A 15,219-nucleotide genomic window follows, 5' to 3' on the forward strand; every position below is an offset into this window, starting at 1 on the left:
AGCAGCAGCTGCATCTGCAGCAGCGTGCCAAAAGTAGCTAGGTCGGCGTTGCACCATGCATCAGGTAGCCTGCTGCATGTGCATTGTTGAGCGAACCAGTGCGATAGCTGAACTGGCATCCAACCATGGAGAGATCTTACGGATCTGCAAGAGAAACAAGCTCGTGACAAAGAAGGCGTCTGCAGCCTCAATCGGTACAGCTTTCACACCCCCGCCCTTCTCGAAGACCTTCGTGAACACCTTAGTACCCTGGCGCTCCATAGAGAAGCCTTTCGTTTTATCGGCACCGTGAGAAGAGAACTCGCAGGATTGGCGAGCGCCAAGCAGTACGGCCGCAACCACGGGTAGCTCAGCGCGCGTCATTTGAATGCGAGTTTTCTGCCCCCAGTTGTAGGATCGCGGTCCCGTTGCACTTGCAGCATCGAGTGCAATGGTTGGCACCCCACCACGGGTAACATCGGCTTCAAAGCATAGCGCGGCTTTGCCACCGTAGACGTGGAACTTCGCACGATCACTCAGCAGATTGTTCTCGTCACGTTGGCTACGGCCCTGGTCATCATCGTTAGTTTGGCCATCCATACCACCTTGATCATCTTCCTCATTGGCCGACAGTATTTGCGCGGCTGTTAGCGATGATCTGACATATTCCAATGCGTTCGGGTCATCGAGCTGGTTGAGCGAGGCGATCAACTTACCGCGATCAGCATGAGCAAGAACCACCTGGATCTTTTCGCGCGGGATCACTGGCAAGCTGAAGCGCATTAGCTGGTGATTGATCTGGGCAAGAGTTGGATTCTGATTGAGTGCGACTGAGCTATTCATGGAACCCTCCGGTTTTTCTTAAATCTATCCTAGATGGCCAGAAACCCAATGGCTTGGGATATAGCAGCTTGGCCGTACAGTCGATATAGGCATTGACTGGAGAGCCTGTATGGAAAACATTATAAAGCACATTTGCTCTGTAAAAGAGATATGCAATGAGTGCCCGTTTCTGAAAAGTAACCGTGATGCTGAAGCATTGAGTATTCGCCGGCATCATCTGTCTGAAATGAAAGGCGACCTATTTTATCGCCCCAACTGCCGCAAGCACGCTGACGTTGCTGACGGTGGCGATAACCCTATGTGTCGAGGGGCAGCGGTCTACATGCATAAGACCAAACAACTTAACGCAGCACTAAAGGTAGCGCTCGATAGCGGGGAGATCAAGGAGGAAGAGCTTGTAGCCGAGCACAATAAGGTTATTTGAAATCTACTGAAACTCAGCGAAAGAATAGAAACAAAAAAGCCAGCTTAGCGCTGGCTTTTTTGTTTTACCTTTACGGTCATTCGGTAACCCAGCTTTCAACCACATCGCTGCCGTGTTCGGCTTTCCATGCCTTCAGGGTCTTGTGGTTGCCGCCTTTGGTGGAGATTGATTCGTTGGTGTGGGGATTCACGTAGGTCTTGACCTTACGCTCTCCACGCTTCTTGGGCACCGCAGCAGCTGGACGCTGCCGGGAATCGGGGTCCAGGATTGCGATGATGTCACGTAGAGACTTGTTGTAGTCGGCCATCAGACTGCGCAACTTCTCTTCGAACTCCATCTCCTTGATCAGGCGTTCATCATTGCTCATGTTTGCCAGACGGGCTTGAAGCTCTTTGATAGCTTCCTCGGTTTGGCGGTATTCAGTGATGAGGGACATCGTTATTCCTTCCTTATGTTGGGTGTGCGCATTTAGCTTGCGTGTGAGCCAAACCCGACAAGAGTAAGGCATCCGTAGGTCGCAAGCATACCGAAAGCAAATATGCCTGCATAGAAAAGCTTACCGCGTATCAGCTGAAATGTGCTCATTTGTGTTCACGAGTGGTACTCGCCCTCTTTGATGTAAACTGGTGTGGTCGGTACGTTCTATCTGTACAGCTTTATCTAACCACGGACCCGCAACAACCCAAGCGAGGTTTAACGCCTGAACGACATAGCTTTAAGACGGGGGTATAGAAGACTCATGGCCTCAGAGGTAAACAATAGTAGTTGCATGTCCAGACCCTGTTCTACCTCATCCAGAATCTGTCCCACCAGTGTCTCTGCCTCATAGCCTTGCTCCATCGCATCCTTCGCCAGTGCAAATAGCAATTCGGTGCTGGACGGAGACTTCACCTTTGGTTGAAGCAAATCGTCTGATGCGGAATCTCTATCACAAGTGGATGCATTGAAGGATGCAGGATTGGATTCGATTGCATCACTTAGCGATGCTGGAGTTATGGGTTTACTTGCAGCCTTGGGGGCCGGCCTGCTCTTCTCTCGCATTTGCTTCGCAGCTTTGCATATGGCTTTGGGTCCATCGTTGCAAAGTGTTTTTTGTTCCTGGTCTTCCAGTCCACTGATTCTTTCTGCAGCTGAAATACTGATTTCGCCCGACTTCACAGCATCAAGCAACTCGGGCACGCCCTGGCGCACGACCTTGCAAGCTGAAGAAATGGATCTGGGGCTTACGCCCATGATGGTTGCTGCGTCATCAATCGTTATGCTCCCCTCTTCATCTGCGCCCTTCAGAGAGGAAACCTCTGCTGCGATCAATGCTCGCTGCGCAACGCTCAGTTGCCGACGATAGAGGTTCAACGACAGCACGAAGCCTAACGCGTCGTCGCCTGTGTACTCCTCCGTCGCAGGCTCAATATCGAGATCACAGCAGCTCCTATAACGATTACGACCGTCAAGGATCTTGCCCTGGAACAGAACGATAGGATGTCGCAGGCCATTGGTGCTGATATCGGAGCGGAATGAGACGTATTCATCCTCATGCATCATCGGGAACAACTTGGCGTAAGGATGAATTTCGTACTGTGTGACCATGATGCGGAGCCCGGCTAGGTGATGGACTTACGTTATCAGTCATCAACATGATCCGGTGCTTTAAACCTACCAGTTTCTGGTAGGTTTCCTGCCAAAAAAAAGGCCGCGTGGAGCGGCCTTCTATGAATGTTCATTGTCAGTTTTGGTTCGTCTCAGTCAAACCCCCTCTTTTTCAAGGGCTGAGATAAGTGCTTCAAGTTCCTTAGGATCGGGGTTTGTTTCGACGATCCTCAGCGTTTTATCAGACAGGACCTCCATTACACACCAGTCGATGCTTCGGAGATCTTGTCCCGGCGCGGGCGGTTCGACCCAATAAGGGAATGAATGCACAACGCTAGGCTCTGACTTTTTCTTCATGGTGGCTAACCTCTTGCTCAGTCAGCAATTTCAACATTGCGGCACGCTGGCTGATGTGATCGCTCAGCTTTGAAAGGCCACCTTGTGTGGGGTGCCTTCAGGCCAGGCGAATCATGTCAGATTGGGTGGTATCAAATATTTTCTGCATTAACTTGGCATTATCCCTGATGGGACTGCAGCAGGATTCTAGGAGTTCTCGTTTCGCGCAGGGTGTGCATTTTCTCCAGTGCTCCACTACGGCGGCGTGCAGCTCAGCAGTGGAAGCGTCAATAAGGTCATTACGGGTTATGGTGTCCGCCAAGCGCATGCTCTCGAATCGAGAGATCGCCCGATGAGAAATTTGTGTGCTGTTTTTGGTTGGCTGTTGCATGCTCGCCTCCGAAAAGTTCGGATGGCATTGTGCCATCACGTAAGAATCTTTGGCACATCATATTGATATTTTAGTACGCCGTTCGTTCCGCTCACCTCACTCATTTACTCATATATAAGCGTTGTTTTAGACATTTTTGCTAAATGAAACTTTCTGGTGCTGTAGCCAAGAGTCATTTCTTGGCTGAACAGAGGCGCGTGTAGCTCTAGCTGTCCATCGTCTAGCTTGAAGAGCACGCTCCTGCTACCCCGTATGGGGTCGTTGGTGTTCATTACCTCCAGTGCCTGCGAAAGATTTGCCTTCAGACGCTCGAAATCTGCCGCGTCCATCGTCAGCCAGGCTGCATCAAGGGTGCTCGTTTCGTCGAAGGCTAGCAGGATGTGTTGCACCTCTGGGTACAGATCATTAGACGATATGACCTCTACTACAGGCCCGTTCGTGAAGCTGTACCCTTGCTCGCTCGTGACTATGAAATCTTCCAGGATCGATTTCATTGTGCTCTGCCCTACTCGCAAACCCAGCGGCAGGCGCAGATCGTCGCAGCGTTCTTTCGGGGTGAAGGCGTCATCATCTAATTTCAGCGCGCTTTCCATGACTGTCCTCTTTGTGGTGAGTGAGGACATGTTGGAGTTTTTTTTCAGCTGCGTGCGCTGGAATCCTGCAGCTTTGTTGTCGATTTAAAAAATAGTTTGGCGCCTGGCGTCGTCGGATGCAGGCCGATATGGCAACGGCTGCGCTCGAAGTCCTTCACTATGAGTGCGCATGCTCAAAGCGCTGCCAATACGGCAACTGGCCGTCCACGCTTGAGGCGCTATGCCAGACGGCATCCAATTTGGCAGCATCGGCAATTCCAGCAGATGATGATGTTTCACAGTGAAACATTGATAAGGCTGCATTCCTGATTTCACGCCGCCCATGATCATCGCGGTGTAGAGGAAGGGGCATCACAGTGTTTCACGGTGAAACACGCAGCCGATAGAAGCGCCTCATTCGCTCTATATGCTGATAGATGTCAGATCTTGCTGAACCATCAGCATCACCTAGTGGGGCGCCCAAAGGGGGGCGTTCTGAATGCGACCTGTCCTGTTTCACTGTGAAACAACGGCAACAGCAGATCGAGGCGGGTAGGGCAGGGTGGTTGCTTGTTGAGGAGTGGCGATTCGCCACTTAGCGTGAGGGCTCGCTCGATAATAACGGCCTGTGTTTCACGGTGAAACAAAAAGGCCCCGTCATGAACGGGGCCAGGGGTGGATTCGATAGAGCTGGCTACTGGATTGACTCGATAGCCTTGCGTATCACTTCCTGAGCCGCGCTCATGTCCAGGTCCTTAGGAAGCTTCAGGCTGATCGTGTTCTTTCTGACCGTCATTGATGCAGCGCGTCCATTTCCCAGCGTCAATTCAGAGGTGCTAAAGCTCGGAGATCTCTCCTTGTTGCTATCGTCCTTAATGGTCTTCTCGATCCACCTTAACGCCGCTTCTTGGCTGATGCCTTCTTCTTCGATCTTATGCAGCGCCTGCAAAACCAGATCTGGATGAGATTCGCCGGCCGTTACAAAGTCAGCAATGCTGCGGCCGCCAACCAGGGAAGGGTGGGTTTCGAGATACTGAATCGCCTGGGGCGGAAGCTTCATGAAGGACAAGCAACGGGTTACGGACGCTAGGCTTGCGCCAAGCCTAGAAGCTAGCGCCCTTTGATTCTTGATCTTGCCTCGGCTCAAGATCTTCGCGTATTGCCGGCCCTTCTCGAAGTCCGTTAAGTCGGTATGACCTTCGTTGTCGGCTACTGCGAGTATTTCGGCCTCGGCGTCATCAGCTTCGATGATTCGGATTGGAATCGATATCCAGCCAAGATCTGCGGCTGCTCGGTACCTGCCATAGCCGCCAAGCAGCTCCAACTTCCCGTCATCCAGCATCCTAACCAGAACTGGTCTGGTGATCTTGCCAGCCACAGCTATCGAGGTCGTAAGACGCTCCTGCTGATCGTCGGTACGCGCGAGGCGCGGTTGGATCTCAGGATTGACGACAATGCGGGAAAGGGGGGCTACGGTCGCGTCACCCTGATCAGCGTGCTCATCAGCACTTGGATGCAGGGGGAGGGCGGTAGCGCTTGCTGGATGTTCATCAGTGGACTGCTGCTGACCTTTTGTCTTGAGAATGTCGTCAAGCGAGACTCCAAGGCTCGCCGGTGGAATCTTGCTTGCACTCTCCTGCTTCTGCAGTTGCTGCAACTCCTCGACCGAGGGCCGGTCCTGGCCGAAAGGCCGCACCTTCTTGGGCATCTGAACCTCCGTTGTGGTGACCTGATTAGCTCAGCGCAATCAGTCGATCAAGAATTTCACTGTAAACAGACCGCATGGCGCCAGCGGAATTGTCAGAAGCACCCTTCCAGGTAAGGATCGGCAGGCCCAGTTCGAGGGCCTTGGAGTAGTCTTCAGACATATACAGCTTCGATTCCGTAACGCACCCAGGGAAAACATCTTCCAGCTTCGCCAGGTGTTCCATGGCCCGTGGGCGATTCTTGATAAACATCGTAGGAATGGCTGCTACGGCCGGGGTGCGACCGTACTCCTCGTGGGAAGCGCGAAGACGGTCACCCAGGCGGGCGAGGGCGCGCGAGGAGAATTTATCCATCCTGATTGGGCAGACAATCAAGTCACAAGCGACAAGACTGTTGCGAGTCATAAGGGATGCTGTAGGGGCATTGTCGAAAATAATCACGTCATAAGAGCGCAGGTCCACACCGGGGAACTCGCCTTTCAGCCCCTTCGAGATGAGGGTGGCGTAGCGGTAGTCGTGGTTCTGCGATGCGTTGATGCCAATCTCCAGCTCTTCCAGCTGCTCCTCCGATGGGATGAGGTGAGGCCCATACTCACCAAAAGGCTTTTTGATGATCTCATCGAGGGATTTGGGGGCGAAAAGTCCACGAATGCCCAGCACGTTGCCAAGGCTTCCGTCTACGCCGCGATCTGCAGGAATTCCAAGGTCCTCCAGCTCTTCCGGGGTGAGGTCGGGATAGTAGCCGAGCATCTCCGTTGCATCGCTCTGCGGGTCATTATCGATGATCAGGACCTTCAGCCCCATGAACCCCAAATAAATGGCCAAATTCACGCAGTTGGTGGTTTTGGCCGTACCCCCTTTCTGCACGTATGTGGAGATCGTCATCGGCCGCTTGAGCGTCCGGGTAAGACCTTTGCTGCGGCGCAAGGCAGCGATCTGGAACAGGTCAGCAGGGGAGTACACACGACGCGCAACCGAGCCGCTATTGATCCGGCGAATCTCTATTCCTGGCTCGTCTTCGACCAGGCGCAATGCGCGCTGAGAGATGCCCAGGCAGTCGGCGGCAAACTGAGGCGCGTAAGCGATCTCATCGTAGTTAGGGTAGGGCGGTCGGGTGTTTTCCATGTCGATTCCTTGAGTGATTTTGGTGAGACTTTACACGGTGTGCGTTGTAAATCAAGTCTGCGTCATACGCGAGCGTTGATTAGAGCTAAAAAGCTTACGTGGAAAGACTTAAAAGTATTTTTTACGGCAGGTAGAAAAAAGCCCGCATAGGCGGGCTCAGAGAAGAGGCCAGCGTCATATCGCAACGGCATTCGGGAACAGTTCGATCAGGTCCGGGTACTGATCGAGTACATGGGCCGGGGGGAGGGTGGTTGTGCCGTAGAGCGAGCCAGACTGCACAGGATCGTTGAAGAAGAGGGCGTTATTAACGGCAGCACGGTGCACGTCACGAAGGGCAAGGTCTGCCGTTTCGGCGTCCGAGAAAGCCGAATAATGCTCTCCAAGCTCAACATTCCACCGCCGGCCGTGGTTGCTCAGGCGAACTGCCTTGGCCAATGCACAGAACTCCTCACGAAGCAGCTCATGCGGTGCAGCCTGGCTATCTGTAGTGGTCATGAATTCAACCCTCAGTCCTGGATGTTTGCGGCACGAGCGTGATCAGAGCGCGTCGGTACCGAGCAGCTTGATCCGAGCTGAGCAGGCCTCGGGCTTTCAATGCTTCAAAGATCGATACGGCGTACTTCATGGCCTCGCAATCGTCAGCGTGCTGATCGATGACGACCACCGGGAAGGCGGATGGCGTATCGTGAGTCGCGCCGATGGCCAGCGTTTGCACGACCCAGCCGTGATCTGTCTCCACTTGGTCAACCGTGAGGCGCGAGATTGCAATGATGATTCCGCGCTCGATCAGATCGAGCATGCGCAGCTTCGCGTGCGGAGCCTTGGGCTTGATGATTTTGGCTTGCATGGGTGTCTCGTTGCAGCGGGAGATGTACTCAAGTTACCAACGATCCAAGGGAACCCAAGCTGACCTGATGCCGGCCATTCAGGTGGAGTGGCAGCGGCCGGGGAGTGGATATAGAGATAAGCAATATCCGATAATCACCAGACTCGGATATTGCACAGAGGGCCGGTGCACAGCAGAATCAGGACAGATTTCATCGCCTGGAATGTCCTATGCCGAGCCCAAACAAAACCGCGCCTGCGCCACTGTTCGAGACGTACCAGAGATTTCAGGCCCTCAATCACCTGAACCTCAGCGCTGAGCTACCCGCCGTTCGCGATTACCTTCAAGCATTTCCGGCCGAGCTTCGAGCCGTAGATGGTTACCAAGTCGTTCGCAGCTTCCTCAACTCCTACGCCGGCAACGAAACCACGTTCAACTCCTACAGAACTCATGCCGAGCGCTTGCTGCTTTGGTCGCTGCTGATCCGTCGCAAACCCATCCTGGATCTGACCCGCGTCGATGCCGAGTCCTTCATGGAGTTCTGTCTGAATCCTCCTCCTGGATGGGTCGGTCCGGTGGTCAAGTCGCGCTTCAACCGCATCGGCGGACGCAAGGCCCAAGACAGTGATGTCTATCAGGTCAACGAGGCATGGCGCCCGTTCAATGTGGTTGCGCCTAAGCGAGCCAAACTCGATTCAGGAACGGCCTGCCAGGAAAAAAAATACACCCCATCTCAGGGCTCCGTGGCGCAGATTTTCGCCGTCTGCGGCAGCTTCTATCAGCACGCCAATGATGAAGGTTTCACCGAGGCAAATCCTTTCCGGGCGATCAAGCAGAAGTCGCGGTACAAGCAGCGAAATACCTGGGAGGTCGGCAGTCGGTCGCTCACGCCCCTGCAGTGGGACTACGTGATCGAAACCGCCGAGAGGATGGCTGATGCCGATGACGCACATGAGCGCACCCTGTTCATCCTAGCCACCATCTTCTCTATGTACTTGCGGGTGTCCGATCTGGTTGGCCGGGATAACTGGGAACCAACAATGGGGGACTTCCGGCGCAACGGACAGGGCATTTGGTTCTTCCATGTGGTCGGCAAGGGCAACAAAGCTGCCAAAATCAGCGTTCGTGACGACTACATGAACACCTACATGGCGCGATACCGGCGCCACCTTGGCCTCTCAGCAACACCAGCCCCTGGAGAGAGCACGCCGCTTCTGCAGGCCCTCAATGGGCGCGCTGGGTTGAGTGATCGGCAAATTCGTCTGCTCATCCAGGGCGTGTTTGACCAAGCCATCGAACGGATGAAACACGACGCCTGGAACGAGGCGGAAATCGTCAGTCTCCGTGATGCGTCTCTGCACTGGCTGCGCCACACCTCAGCAACCTTCGACGCACCGCTGCGTGATGCAAAGGATCTGCAGGCTGATCTGCGCCACGAGAGCATGAGGACCACGGTCGATGTCTACTACAACTCTCTTGACGATCAGCGGGCCAGTTCCGTCAAAGGGCTGCCAGTCAGGAGGCAGTAGCTCACGGGTGATCGCCTAATCGACTGTGCTTGCCGCAAGCAGGCGTCGAGAGCTATGTGCGGGCCATACAGGGCTACCAATACCTCATTGGCATTGTCCTAGTTTTCTTACCAGAAAGTGGTGACCTTTCAGGCCTTCCATGTGTGCAGGCTATGGGAGAATGCCGGCATGGCATTGGGATTGCGCTAAGTGTCGTCATGCTGGACTCATATCAACCTACCTCAGCGAACAAACCACGGTAATCGACAATGGCCATCTTCGACGAGATGCGGGAACAGCTTCAGGAACTGCTGGATCTGGTAAAGCAGGACGAACAGTACACCGCAGCTGTCGCATACGGCGCGTTTAAGGCTGATGAGGGCTCCGCCCAGGCCCACCGAAAGCGCGTCCTACGCATCGTAGAGCTGAAGCGCAACTTCGGACTGAAGTGATCGAGGGCATCGACCATGGGCATCATTGCCGCTGACCCAATGGGCCGCATTCTGCGAGTTACTGCGGTGCTGTGCATCACCGTTGGTGTCATCGCACTTACTGACTATTTCAGCCTGTTCCGGGCTGTCGGCGTCATGTGTGTTGCACTGTCGCCTATCGTTTTTGCCTACGGCTATTTCCTCCGTAAACCTTGGATTACTCGCGTAGCTTCAAGTTTGATCATCACTGGGATGATCTTATGGTTTATCAATGCTGACATGGGTTGGCAGGATCGTTACTGCATCTTATCTCCGATTGGCTGCTGAAGTTTTTGAGGAAATTGTATGAATGTTTGGGTACTTATTTTGTCCTTGGCGACTGGAAGTTCAAGTGGTGGCCAGGCAATAACACACGTTCCTGGATTCTCCTCGCAGGAGAAGTGCAACGCGGCAGCGGCTGCATGGTTAAATACGGCCGTTAAAGAGCACAGTCCAGTCCGTCCAACAGCCATTTGCGTTCTGCTTTGAGAGTAGAGGCGTGTGAAGCACTACCTAATATGTTCACCTGGGGAGTCGGTTGCGAATTGAATCAGTAGTCGCGCCTTAGACTATTCTCAGGTAAAAGTAATCATCTAAATATGTCAGGAAACTCGTATGTCCGTACTTGTTGAGTTTGTGATTTTCATCTTTGCGTTGCCAGCGTTGTTTCTGTACTTGTTCTACACGATGCTGCACATGGTTGCTGATTTCTTTGGGTGGTCTTTCATCCCAGGCGTAATGGGCATCCACATTGGCGTCACACTTTTTGTGCTCGGTCAGCCCGATCCCGGTGTTCAATGGGAGAGCATCTTCCAAACGCTTGCTGGGATTGAGGTGGTCGGCATGCCGTTGCCCCTTGTCCTAGTTTGCGCTGGCGTGACCATCCTCGTGATAGGTGCGGCTATGAACATTCGAAACCAAACCGCGAGATAGTTTGATGAACGACTGGGAGACGGCCTGCCGAATCAAGAAGGTGATGCAACGTGACCGCTTTGGATGCGGTATCGCTTGCGCTGCAATGGTGTCTGGCAAGAGATCTTTGTGGCATCGTTGTGCTGTTTCGCTGGTACGAATTTATTGTTAAGGCTAAGCGACCTCTGTGCTAATTGCTGCGGTGGTTGACGAATTAAATTAGTCTTCAACGAGGTCTTTGCACATGTCTTTTCTTCTCTTAATTATTGCTTTCCTGGCCTTCATGTGGTGTTTCTTGCAGTTCGGGAAAAGGTATCCTAAGGCGTTATATGCCTTGGTTCCCGTAGTGGCGTTTGGGTTGGTTGCCGCCTACAGCGTAGGCCTACTTGCAGACTGTGAGCAGCCGTTCTGTGTAAATATCGCGGAGCGATAATGGGTAATGCTTGGGTTTCCTTTTGAGCGAGGGATAATTTCATTCAGCCCAGGAGGAAGTAACCATGTCATTCGCCTTCACGCACGAGCAACAACCTGCGATTAACTCGCTTGCTCGCCTGATCAGGCTTGTCGCATTCGCCGGAACTGGCAAGACAACCACACTGGTTGGGTATGCCCAAGCTCATCCCCAACAGCGCATTCTCTACCTCTGCTACAACAAGAGTGTCGAGATAACGGCCAAAGAGAAATTCCCACTCCATGTGACATGCAAGACCTCACACGGGCTTGCTTATGGTTCGATGGGTGCGAAGTACCAGCACAAGCTCACCGGGAATCTCAGGCTGACTGATATCGCCCGCGCGATTTCGAGTCAGAGCTGGGATTTCGTGCGCGCGGTGCAAGACACGCTCAATGCCTTCCTGGCCAGTGCGGATGACAGCATCACAATCGATCATGTGCCATCGAGCAGGCTCAAGAACGAACGCATGAAGCGCGCCGCAGGAAAGATCGTCGCCAGCGCCAATCATCTCTGGAATCGCATGCTCGATGTGCGCGATACCTCTGTCCTCCAGACCCACGATGGGTACCTGAAGGCGTGGGCGCTCACCCGCCCGGATCTGTCGAAGCGTTTCGATATTGTGCTGGCGGACGAGGCGCAGGATATCAACCCTCTGCTGGCCGGCGTCCTTGCTGACCAAGCGCGATACGGTATGGGTGTTGTTGTGTGCGGTGACGGCCACCAGATGCTGTATCGCTTCAGGGGAGCCGTCGATGCGCTAGATGCTCACTGGCTCGACAAGGCCGAGACGCACTACCTCACCCAGAGCTTCCGCTTCGGCCCGGCCGTCGCGAAGGTGGCGAACATGATCCTGCACTTCAAAGGCGAAACGCGGCCGCTGGTAGGGCTGGGCGAGGCCACCCGAGTGACAAAAACCCTTCCCGAGGACCTGGAGCACCGTACCGTTCTCTGCCGCACTGTAATCGGCGTCATCGAGACGGCCCTGATTGCACAGGCCAAGAATGAGCAAATCTACTGGGTCGGCGGCATCGATAGCTACCACCTGCAGGACATCGAAGACCTGTATTGGCTCTATGCCGAGCAGCGGGACAAAATCAAGAACAAGCGCCTGATGCAAGAATATCCTACGTTCGACCTGTACGAGGAAATCGCAACAGAGAGCCAAGATGCTGAGATGCAGCGCACGCTACGAGTGGTCGAGCAGTACAAAAACGCCCTGCCCGACCTCTTTGCCAAACTTCGCCGCACGGCAGTCAAGGACGAGCTGGAAGCCACAATCTCGGTCAGTACAGCGCACCGAGCCAAGGGCCTGGAATGGGATGCGGTGGAGCTAAGCGATGACTTCTCCTTCGAGCCGTTCAACCCGGAAAATACGCTTGAGCAGTTCGAGGACGAAATGAACCTGCTGTATGTCGCCAGCACGCGAGCGATGAAGGTTCTGGCTATCAACGGTCCAGTGCTGGAAATCATGCACGAATAATTCGTGGGCCGGCGTGACGGCAAGCGGCCGAATATCCCCCTTACCTTCAAGCGCGCAGCAGAGGCGGCGTAGTCCTTGGGTTTGACCAATGCAGCGGTAGTGTGGGCAATACCAGCCTCCCGGAGTGCCCCCGATGTCCGATCATTCGCCTTTGACCATCGTCACCGCCTGCAGACTTGAACTTGCACTGACGCCGGTACCGATGCCCGTGATGCCTAGCTCCAGAAGCGAGCATTGGCTGGCCTTCATCTTGCCGAGCAGTTCCCAGTACGGGTTCGAGTTGCACCCTGATGTCGTTGAACGTATTCAGGCGTACATGATCGAGCACCAGACCGAGTGCCTGAACGATGGTTGGCGCAACTACACGATCTACGGGCGCCGTCTCGCCGGCTGTAACCCTAAGGCTGTTGCCGAGCGGCTTAGCCATGAGTGAGTCGATTGAGTTCAGCTCCTTCGTGGACTGGTTGGAGCACCAGGGCGAAATCGACGGACCCGTAGTGGTGTCGGTCACGAGGAGCAGATTTTCCGGCAATCACCAGGACTTCGCTCACGGCCTTGTCGAGGCCCGGCTGGACTCTCCTTTCGGCCGACTGTCGATCATCAGCGGCTGGTCGGCTTTCGTGCAGCCTCGACGTGCGGACGGTTGGTATGTCGAGCATCGGCCCGATGCAACGGGCGCAGGAATTACCTCCGAACATCCGGTTGTCATGACGGTTGAGGCGGAACAAATTCGCCTTGAAGCCCGCTGCGAGGAACTAGCGAAAGAGGCCTGGGACTTTTGGTCCTATCAGGATCTTGAGCGCTATGTGACTCCCCACCTGCTCAGCTAAGCCCCCACTTCCCTGCTCTTGGGTTTAAGCGCCCATGAGACAGCATTGCGCTGCACCTTCAACAAAAACGGAGTTTTCACATGTCGGTTACGACTAGCTCAATCCAGGTTCATGTCCTGCCCAACAAGGCCACCATCCATCTGCACGAGGCTGATCGCGAGCTGGTAGGCGTCCATGGCGTTGAGGTTGATGTCATGGATTACCCCTCCCAACAGGCGACGGCGGCGCTGAATGCCTTCAATGCGAATGTCACCCTGAACCGTGCCGAGCATTTCACCCTGATGGTGTTCGATCCCAAGAAACAGAGCTGGCTGACGCCCCCTGAGGGCCATCAGGCATTCCCAAGCGACGGCGATTACAGTGGCATGCTGGATGTCCCTCTCCTACCCCTCGGGTGCGTTCTCAAAGCTGAGAAGGACGTAGCTTATGAAGATGGCGATGGCCAGCCGATTATGGCCGGATCGAAGTGGAAGGTCCTCGCGGCTGATCGGGCGACCGTGCGGCTGGTGTGTGAGGATACTGAGGCGGAAATCTTCATGCCCGTCTGCCAGCTTCATGAGGGCCTGGTGATCAACACTGGCTACGATGAAGACGCGCATCTGAGCGCCGATCAGCTTGACGATAAGTACAACCCCGAAGGCGCCGGTGAGCATCCGATGTTCACTCGCCAAATGTGGCGCGAGGCGGTGGCCAATGAGGACACGATCTGCGGCTATTGGTCGTGGTTGGTGAGCGAAATCGCGCAGGCACACTGGAAGTAGCGGCCTTGATCGCCGCATAGCGGCCTGTTGTTGAAGCTGAGGGCGGTGGTGATTTAGCCGAACCACTTCAAAATGAAGCCTGGGACTGACCGCTACGCTTTCCAGAATCCCGCAGGAGACGCCTCGCAAGGTCGTTCTGCGGGTGTGGCGTGTAGTCCTAGCCCTCAGCGTCCAAAAGGAGCACCAGCGAGCCCATAGGGGCCGTAACTTGAAGATTGCCCGCCATGCCCGGCTGTTCGTGCCGGCAAAATCATCTTGGCATCAGCCCCACGCCAACACCCCAGCGTTTGCACGAGATTGCTCAAGCCCCACCAGAGCATGAGTCGGCCCTACGACTTCAGGACGCGAGAAACAGTACCCCTGAAACCACGCAGTATTCCTAATCGGATGCAGCAGGTGGTCGATATCTTGCGACGACTCGACTTTCTCCATGATCAGGTGCGTCTTGTTGGCATAGCAGTGCCGGATTGCTGCATCAACCCAGTTCAGATTTTCCGTAGTCTGGATTGCCGGGAGATCGATCTTGCAGAAGTCCCAATCGAACGCCTCCAGGCGCTCTTGATTGGCATGTTCCTGCCCGAAATCATCAATGGCTACCTTGGCTCCGGTGCTCTTGATCGCACGCAGCCGCCTCACAAGCTCAGCGCCACGCATACCGGAACTCTCTGGAATTTCGATCACCAGGCGATTACGGACTTCTGGATCAAGCGCCATCAGTTTCGATTGGAAGATGTTGAAGAATGTTCCGATGTCGAGTGTGGCAACCGATATGTTCATGAACACGGGCAGCGGTGAATGGAGCTGCGCCGTGCTGGCCTCCAGCATGTTCAGCACCTCAATGTCGAGCGCGAACCATGAAGCCATCGACTTGCCGGCCATGAAGCGAGGTGGGCTTAGCACCGTGTCGCCAAGCTGCAGGCGCGCCAGAACCTCGGTTGCGACGGCGGCTCCGTCGCTTCTGTGAATGGTTTGCTGGGCAATCTTGAGCATGTGGCCCTCGGATCGTGAAGGTTTC

Annotated in this window: 18 protein-coding genes; 9 read left to right on the top strand and 9 right to left on the bottom strand. The window is 54.5% G+C overall.

Features of this window, described 5'->3' with window-relative positions; genetic code table 11:
• Positions 1-60 precede the first annotated feature (60 nt).
• The gene (locus ACSSNI_RS18335) at positions 61-822 is read right to left on the bottom strand and encodes a hypothetical protein (RefSeq protein ID WP_279648788.1); all 762 of its coding nucleotides are present in this window, start codon (positions 820-822) and stop codon (positions 61-63) included.
• Between the two features lie 109 nt (positions 823-931).
• Between ACSSNI_RS18335 and ACSSNI_RS18340 the strand changes: the two genes are divergently transcribed.
• Positions 932-1,246 (top strand): hypothetical protein, encoded by a 315-nt coding sequence (locus ACSSNI_RS18340; protein WP_417447079.1) that lies wholly within the window; start codon positions 932-934, stop codon positions 1,244-1,246.
• A gap of 76 nt (positions 1,247-1,322) precedes the next feature.
• Here the strand turns inward: ACSSNI_RS18340 and ACSSNI_RS18345 are convergent, their stop codons facing one another.
• From ACSSNI_RS18345 to ACSSNI_RS18375, 7 genes are all read right to left on the bottom strand, one after another.
• Positions 1,323-1,682, bottom strand: a complete 360-nt coding sequence (locus ACSSNI_RS18345; protein WP_417447078.1) for a histone-like nucleoid-structuring protein, MvaT/MvaU family — start codon at positions 1,680-1,682, stop codon at positions 1,323-1,325.
• A gap of 257 nt (positions 1,683-1,939) precedes the next feature.
• On the bottom strand, positions 1,940-2,833 hold the full coding sequence (locus tag ACSSNI_RS18350; protein ID WP_448259897.1) for a ParB N-terminal domain-containing protein: 894 nt from the start codon (positions 2,831-2,833) through the stop codon (positions 1,940-1,942).
• An 831-nt stretch (positions 2,834-3,664) separates the two neighbouring features.
• The gene (locus tag ACSSNI_RS18355) at positions 3,665-4,153 is read right to left on the bottom strand and encodes a hypothetical protein (protein WP_417447076.1); all 489 of its coding nucleotides are present in this window, start codon (positions 4,151-4,153) and stop codon (positions 3,665-3,667) included.
• Positions 4,154-4,826: 673 nt separating this feature from the next.
• Positions 4,827-5,840, bottom strand: coding sequence for a ParB/RepB/Spo0J family partition protein (locus ACSSNI_RS18360; protein ID WP_417447075.1), 1,014 nt, complete (start codon positions 5,838-5,840; stop codon positions 4,827-4,829).
• A gap of 25 nt (positions 5,841-5,865) precedes the next feature.
• The gene (locus ACSSNI_RS18365; protein WP_044314870.1) at positions 5,866-6,963 is read right to left on the bottom strand and encodes a ParA family protein; all 1,098 of its coding nucleotides are present in this window, start codon (positions 6,961-6,963) and stop codon (positions 5,866-5,868) included.
• Positions 6,964-7,137: 174 nt separating this feature from the next.
• Positions 7,138-7,458 carry a hypothetical protein gene (locus ACSSNI_RS18370; protein ID WP_279648796.1) on the bottom strand — a complete coding sequence of 107 codons (321 nt, stop codon included), beginning with the start codon at positions 7,456-7,458 and terminating at the stop codon, positions 7,138-7,140.
• A gap of 4 nt (positions 7,459-7,462) precedes the next feature.
• Positions 7,463-7,810, bottom strand: coding sequence for a hypothetical protein (locus ACSSNI_RS18375; protein WP_279648797.1), 348 nt, complete (start codon positions 7,808-7,810; stop codon positions 7,463-7,465).
• A 209-nt stretch (positions 7,811-8,019) separates the two neighbouring features.
• Here ACSSNI_RS18375 and ACSSNI_RS18380 point away from each other — a divergent pair, with 209 nt between their 5' ends.
• From ACSSNI_RS18380 to ACSSNI_RS18415, 8 genes are all read left to right on the top strand, one after another.
• On the top strand, positions 8,020-9,318 hold the full coding sequence (locus tag ACSSNI_RS18380) for a tyrosine-type recombinase/integrase (protein WP_279648798.1): 1,299 nt from the start codon (positions 8,020-8,022) through the stop codon (positions 9,316-9,318).
• A gap of 248 nt (positions 9,319-9,566) precedes the next feature.
• Positions 9,567-9,749, top strand: a complete 183-nt coding sequence (locus tag ACSSNI_RS18385) for a hypothetical protein (RefSeq protein WP_044316033.1) — start codon at positions 9,567-9,569, stop codon at positions 9,747-9,749.
• A 15-nt stretch (positions 9,750-9,764) separates the two neighbouring features.
• The gene (locus ACSSNI_RS18390) at positions 9,765-10,055 is read left to right on the top strand and encodes a hypothetical protein (protein ID WP_448259901.1); all 291 of its coding nucleotides are present in this window, start codon (positions 9,765-9,767) and stop codon (positions 10,053-10,055) included.
• Between the two features lie 327 nt (positions 10,056-10,382).
• Entirely contained in the window at positions 10,383-10,700 is a 318-nt protein-coding gene (locus tag ACSSNI_RS18395; RefSeq protein ID WP_417447073.1) for a hypothetical protein, read from the top strand.
• A 476-nt stretch (positions 10,701-11,176) separates the two neighbouring features.
• A complete protein-coding gene (locus ACSSNI_RS18400) occupies positions 11,177-12,613 on the top strand; it encodes a UvrD-helicase domain-containing protein (RefSeq protein ID WP_448259903.1) in 1,437 nt (478 codons plus the stop codon).
• Between the two features lie 133 nt (positions 12,614-12,746).
• On the top strand, positions 12,747-13,046 hold the full coding sequence (locus tag ACSSNI_RS18405; protein ID WP_417447072.1) for a hypothetical protein: 300 nt from the start codon (positions 12,747-12,749) through the stop codon (positions 13,044-13,046).
• Entirely contained in the window at positions 13,039-13,443 is a 405-nt protein-coding gene (locus ACSSNI_RS18410) for a hypothetical protein (protein ID WP_417447071.1), read from the top strand. The genes ACSSNI_RS18405 and ACSSNI_RS18410 overlap by 8 nt, the downstream gene beginning before the upstream one ends.
• Positions 13,444-13,523: 80 nt before the next feature.
• Complete coding sequence (locus ACSSNI_RS18415; RefSeq protein ID WP_019406669.1) at positions 13,524-14,204, top strand: hypothetical protein; 681 nt, start codon at positions 13,524-13,526, stop codon at positions 14,202-14,204.
• 261 nt (positions 14,205-14,465) lie between these two features.
• On the opposite strand, the gene ACSSNI_RS18420 is transcribed toward ACSSNI_RS18415, so the two are convergent.
• The gene (locus tag ACSSNI_RS18420; protein ID WP_448259906.1) at positions 14,466-15,194 is read right to left on the bottom strand and encodes an EAL domain-containing protein; all 729 of its coding nucleotides are present in this window, start codon (positions 15,192-15,194) and stop codon (positions 14,466-14,468) included.
• Positions 15,195-15,219: the final 25 nt, after the last annotated feature.

The organism is Stutzerimonas tianxiuensis (assembly GCF_053470365.1).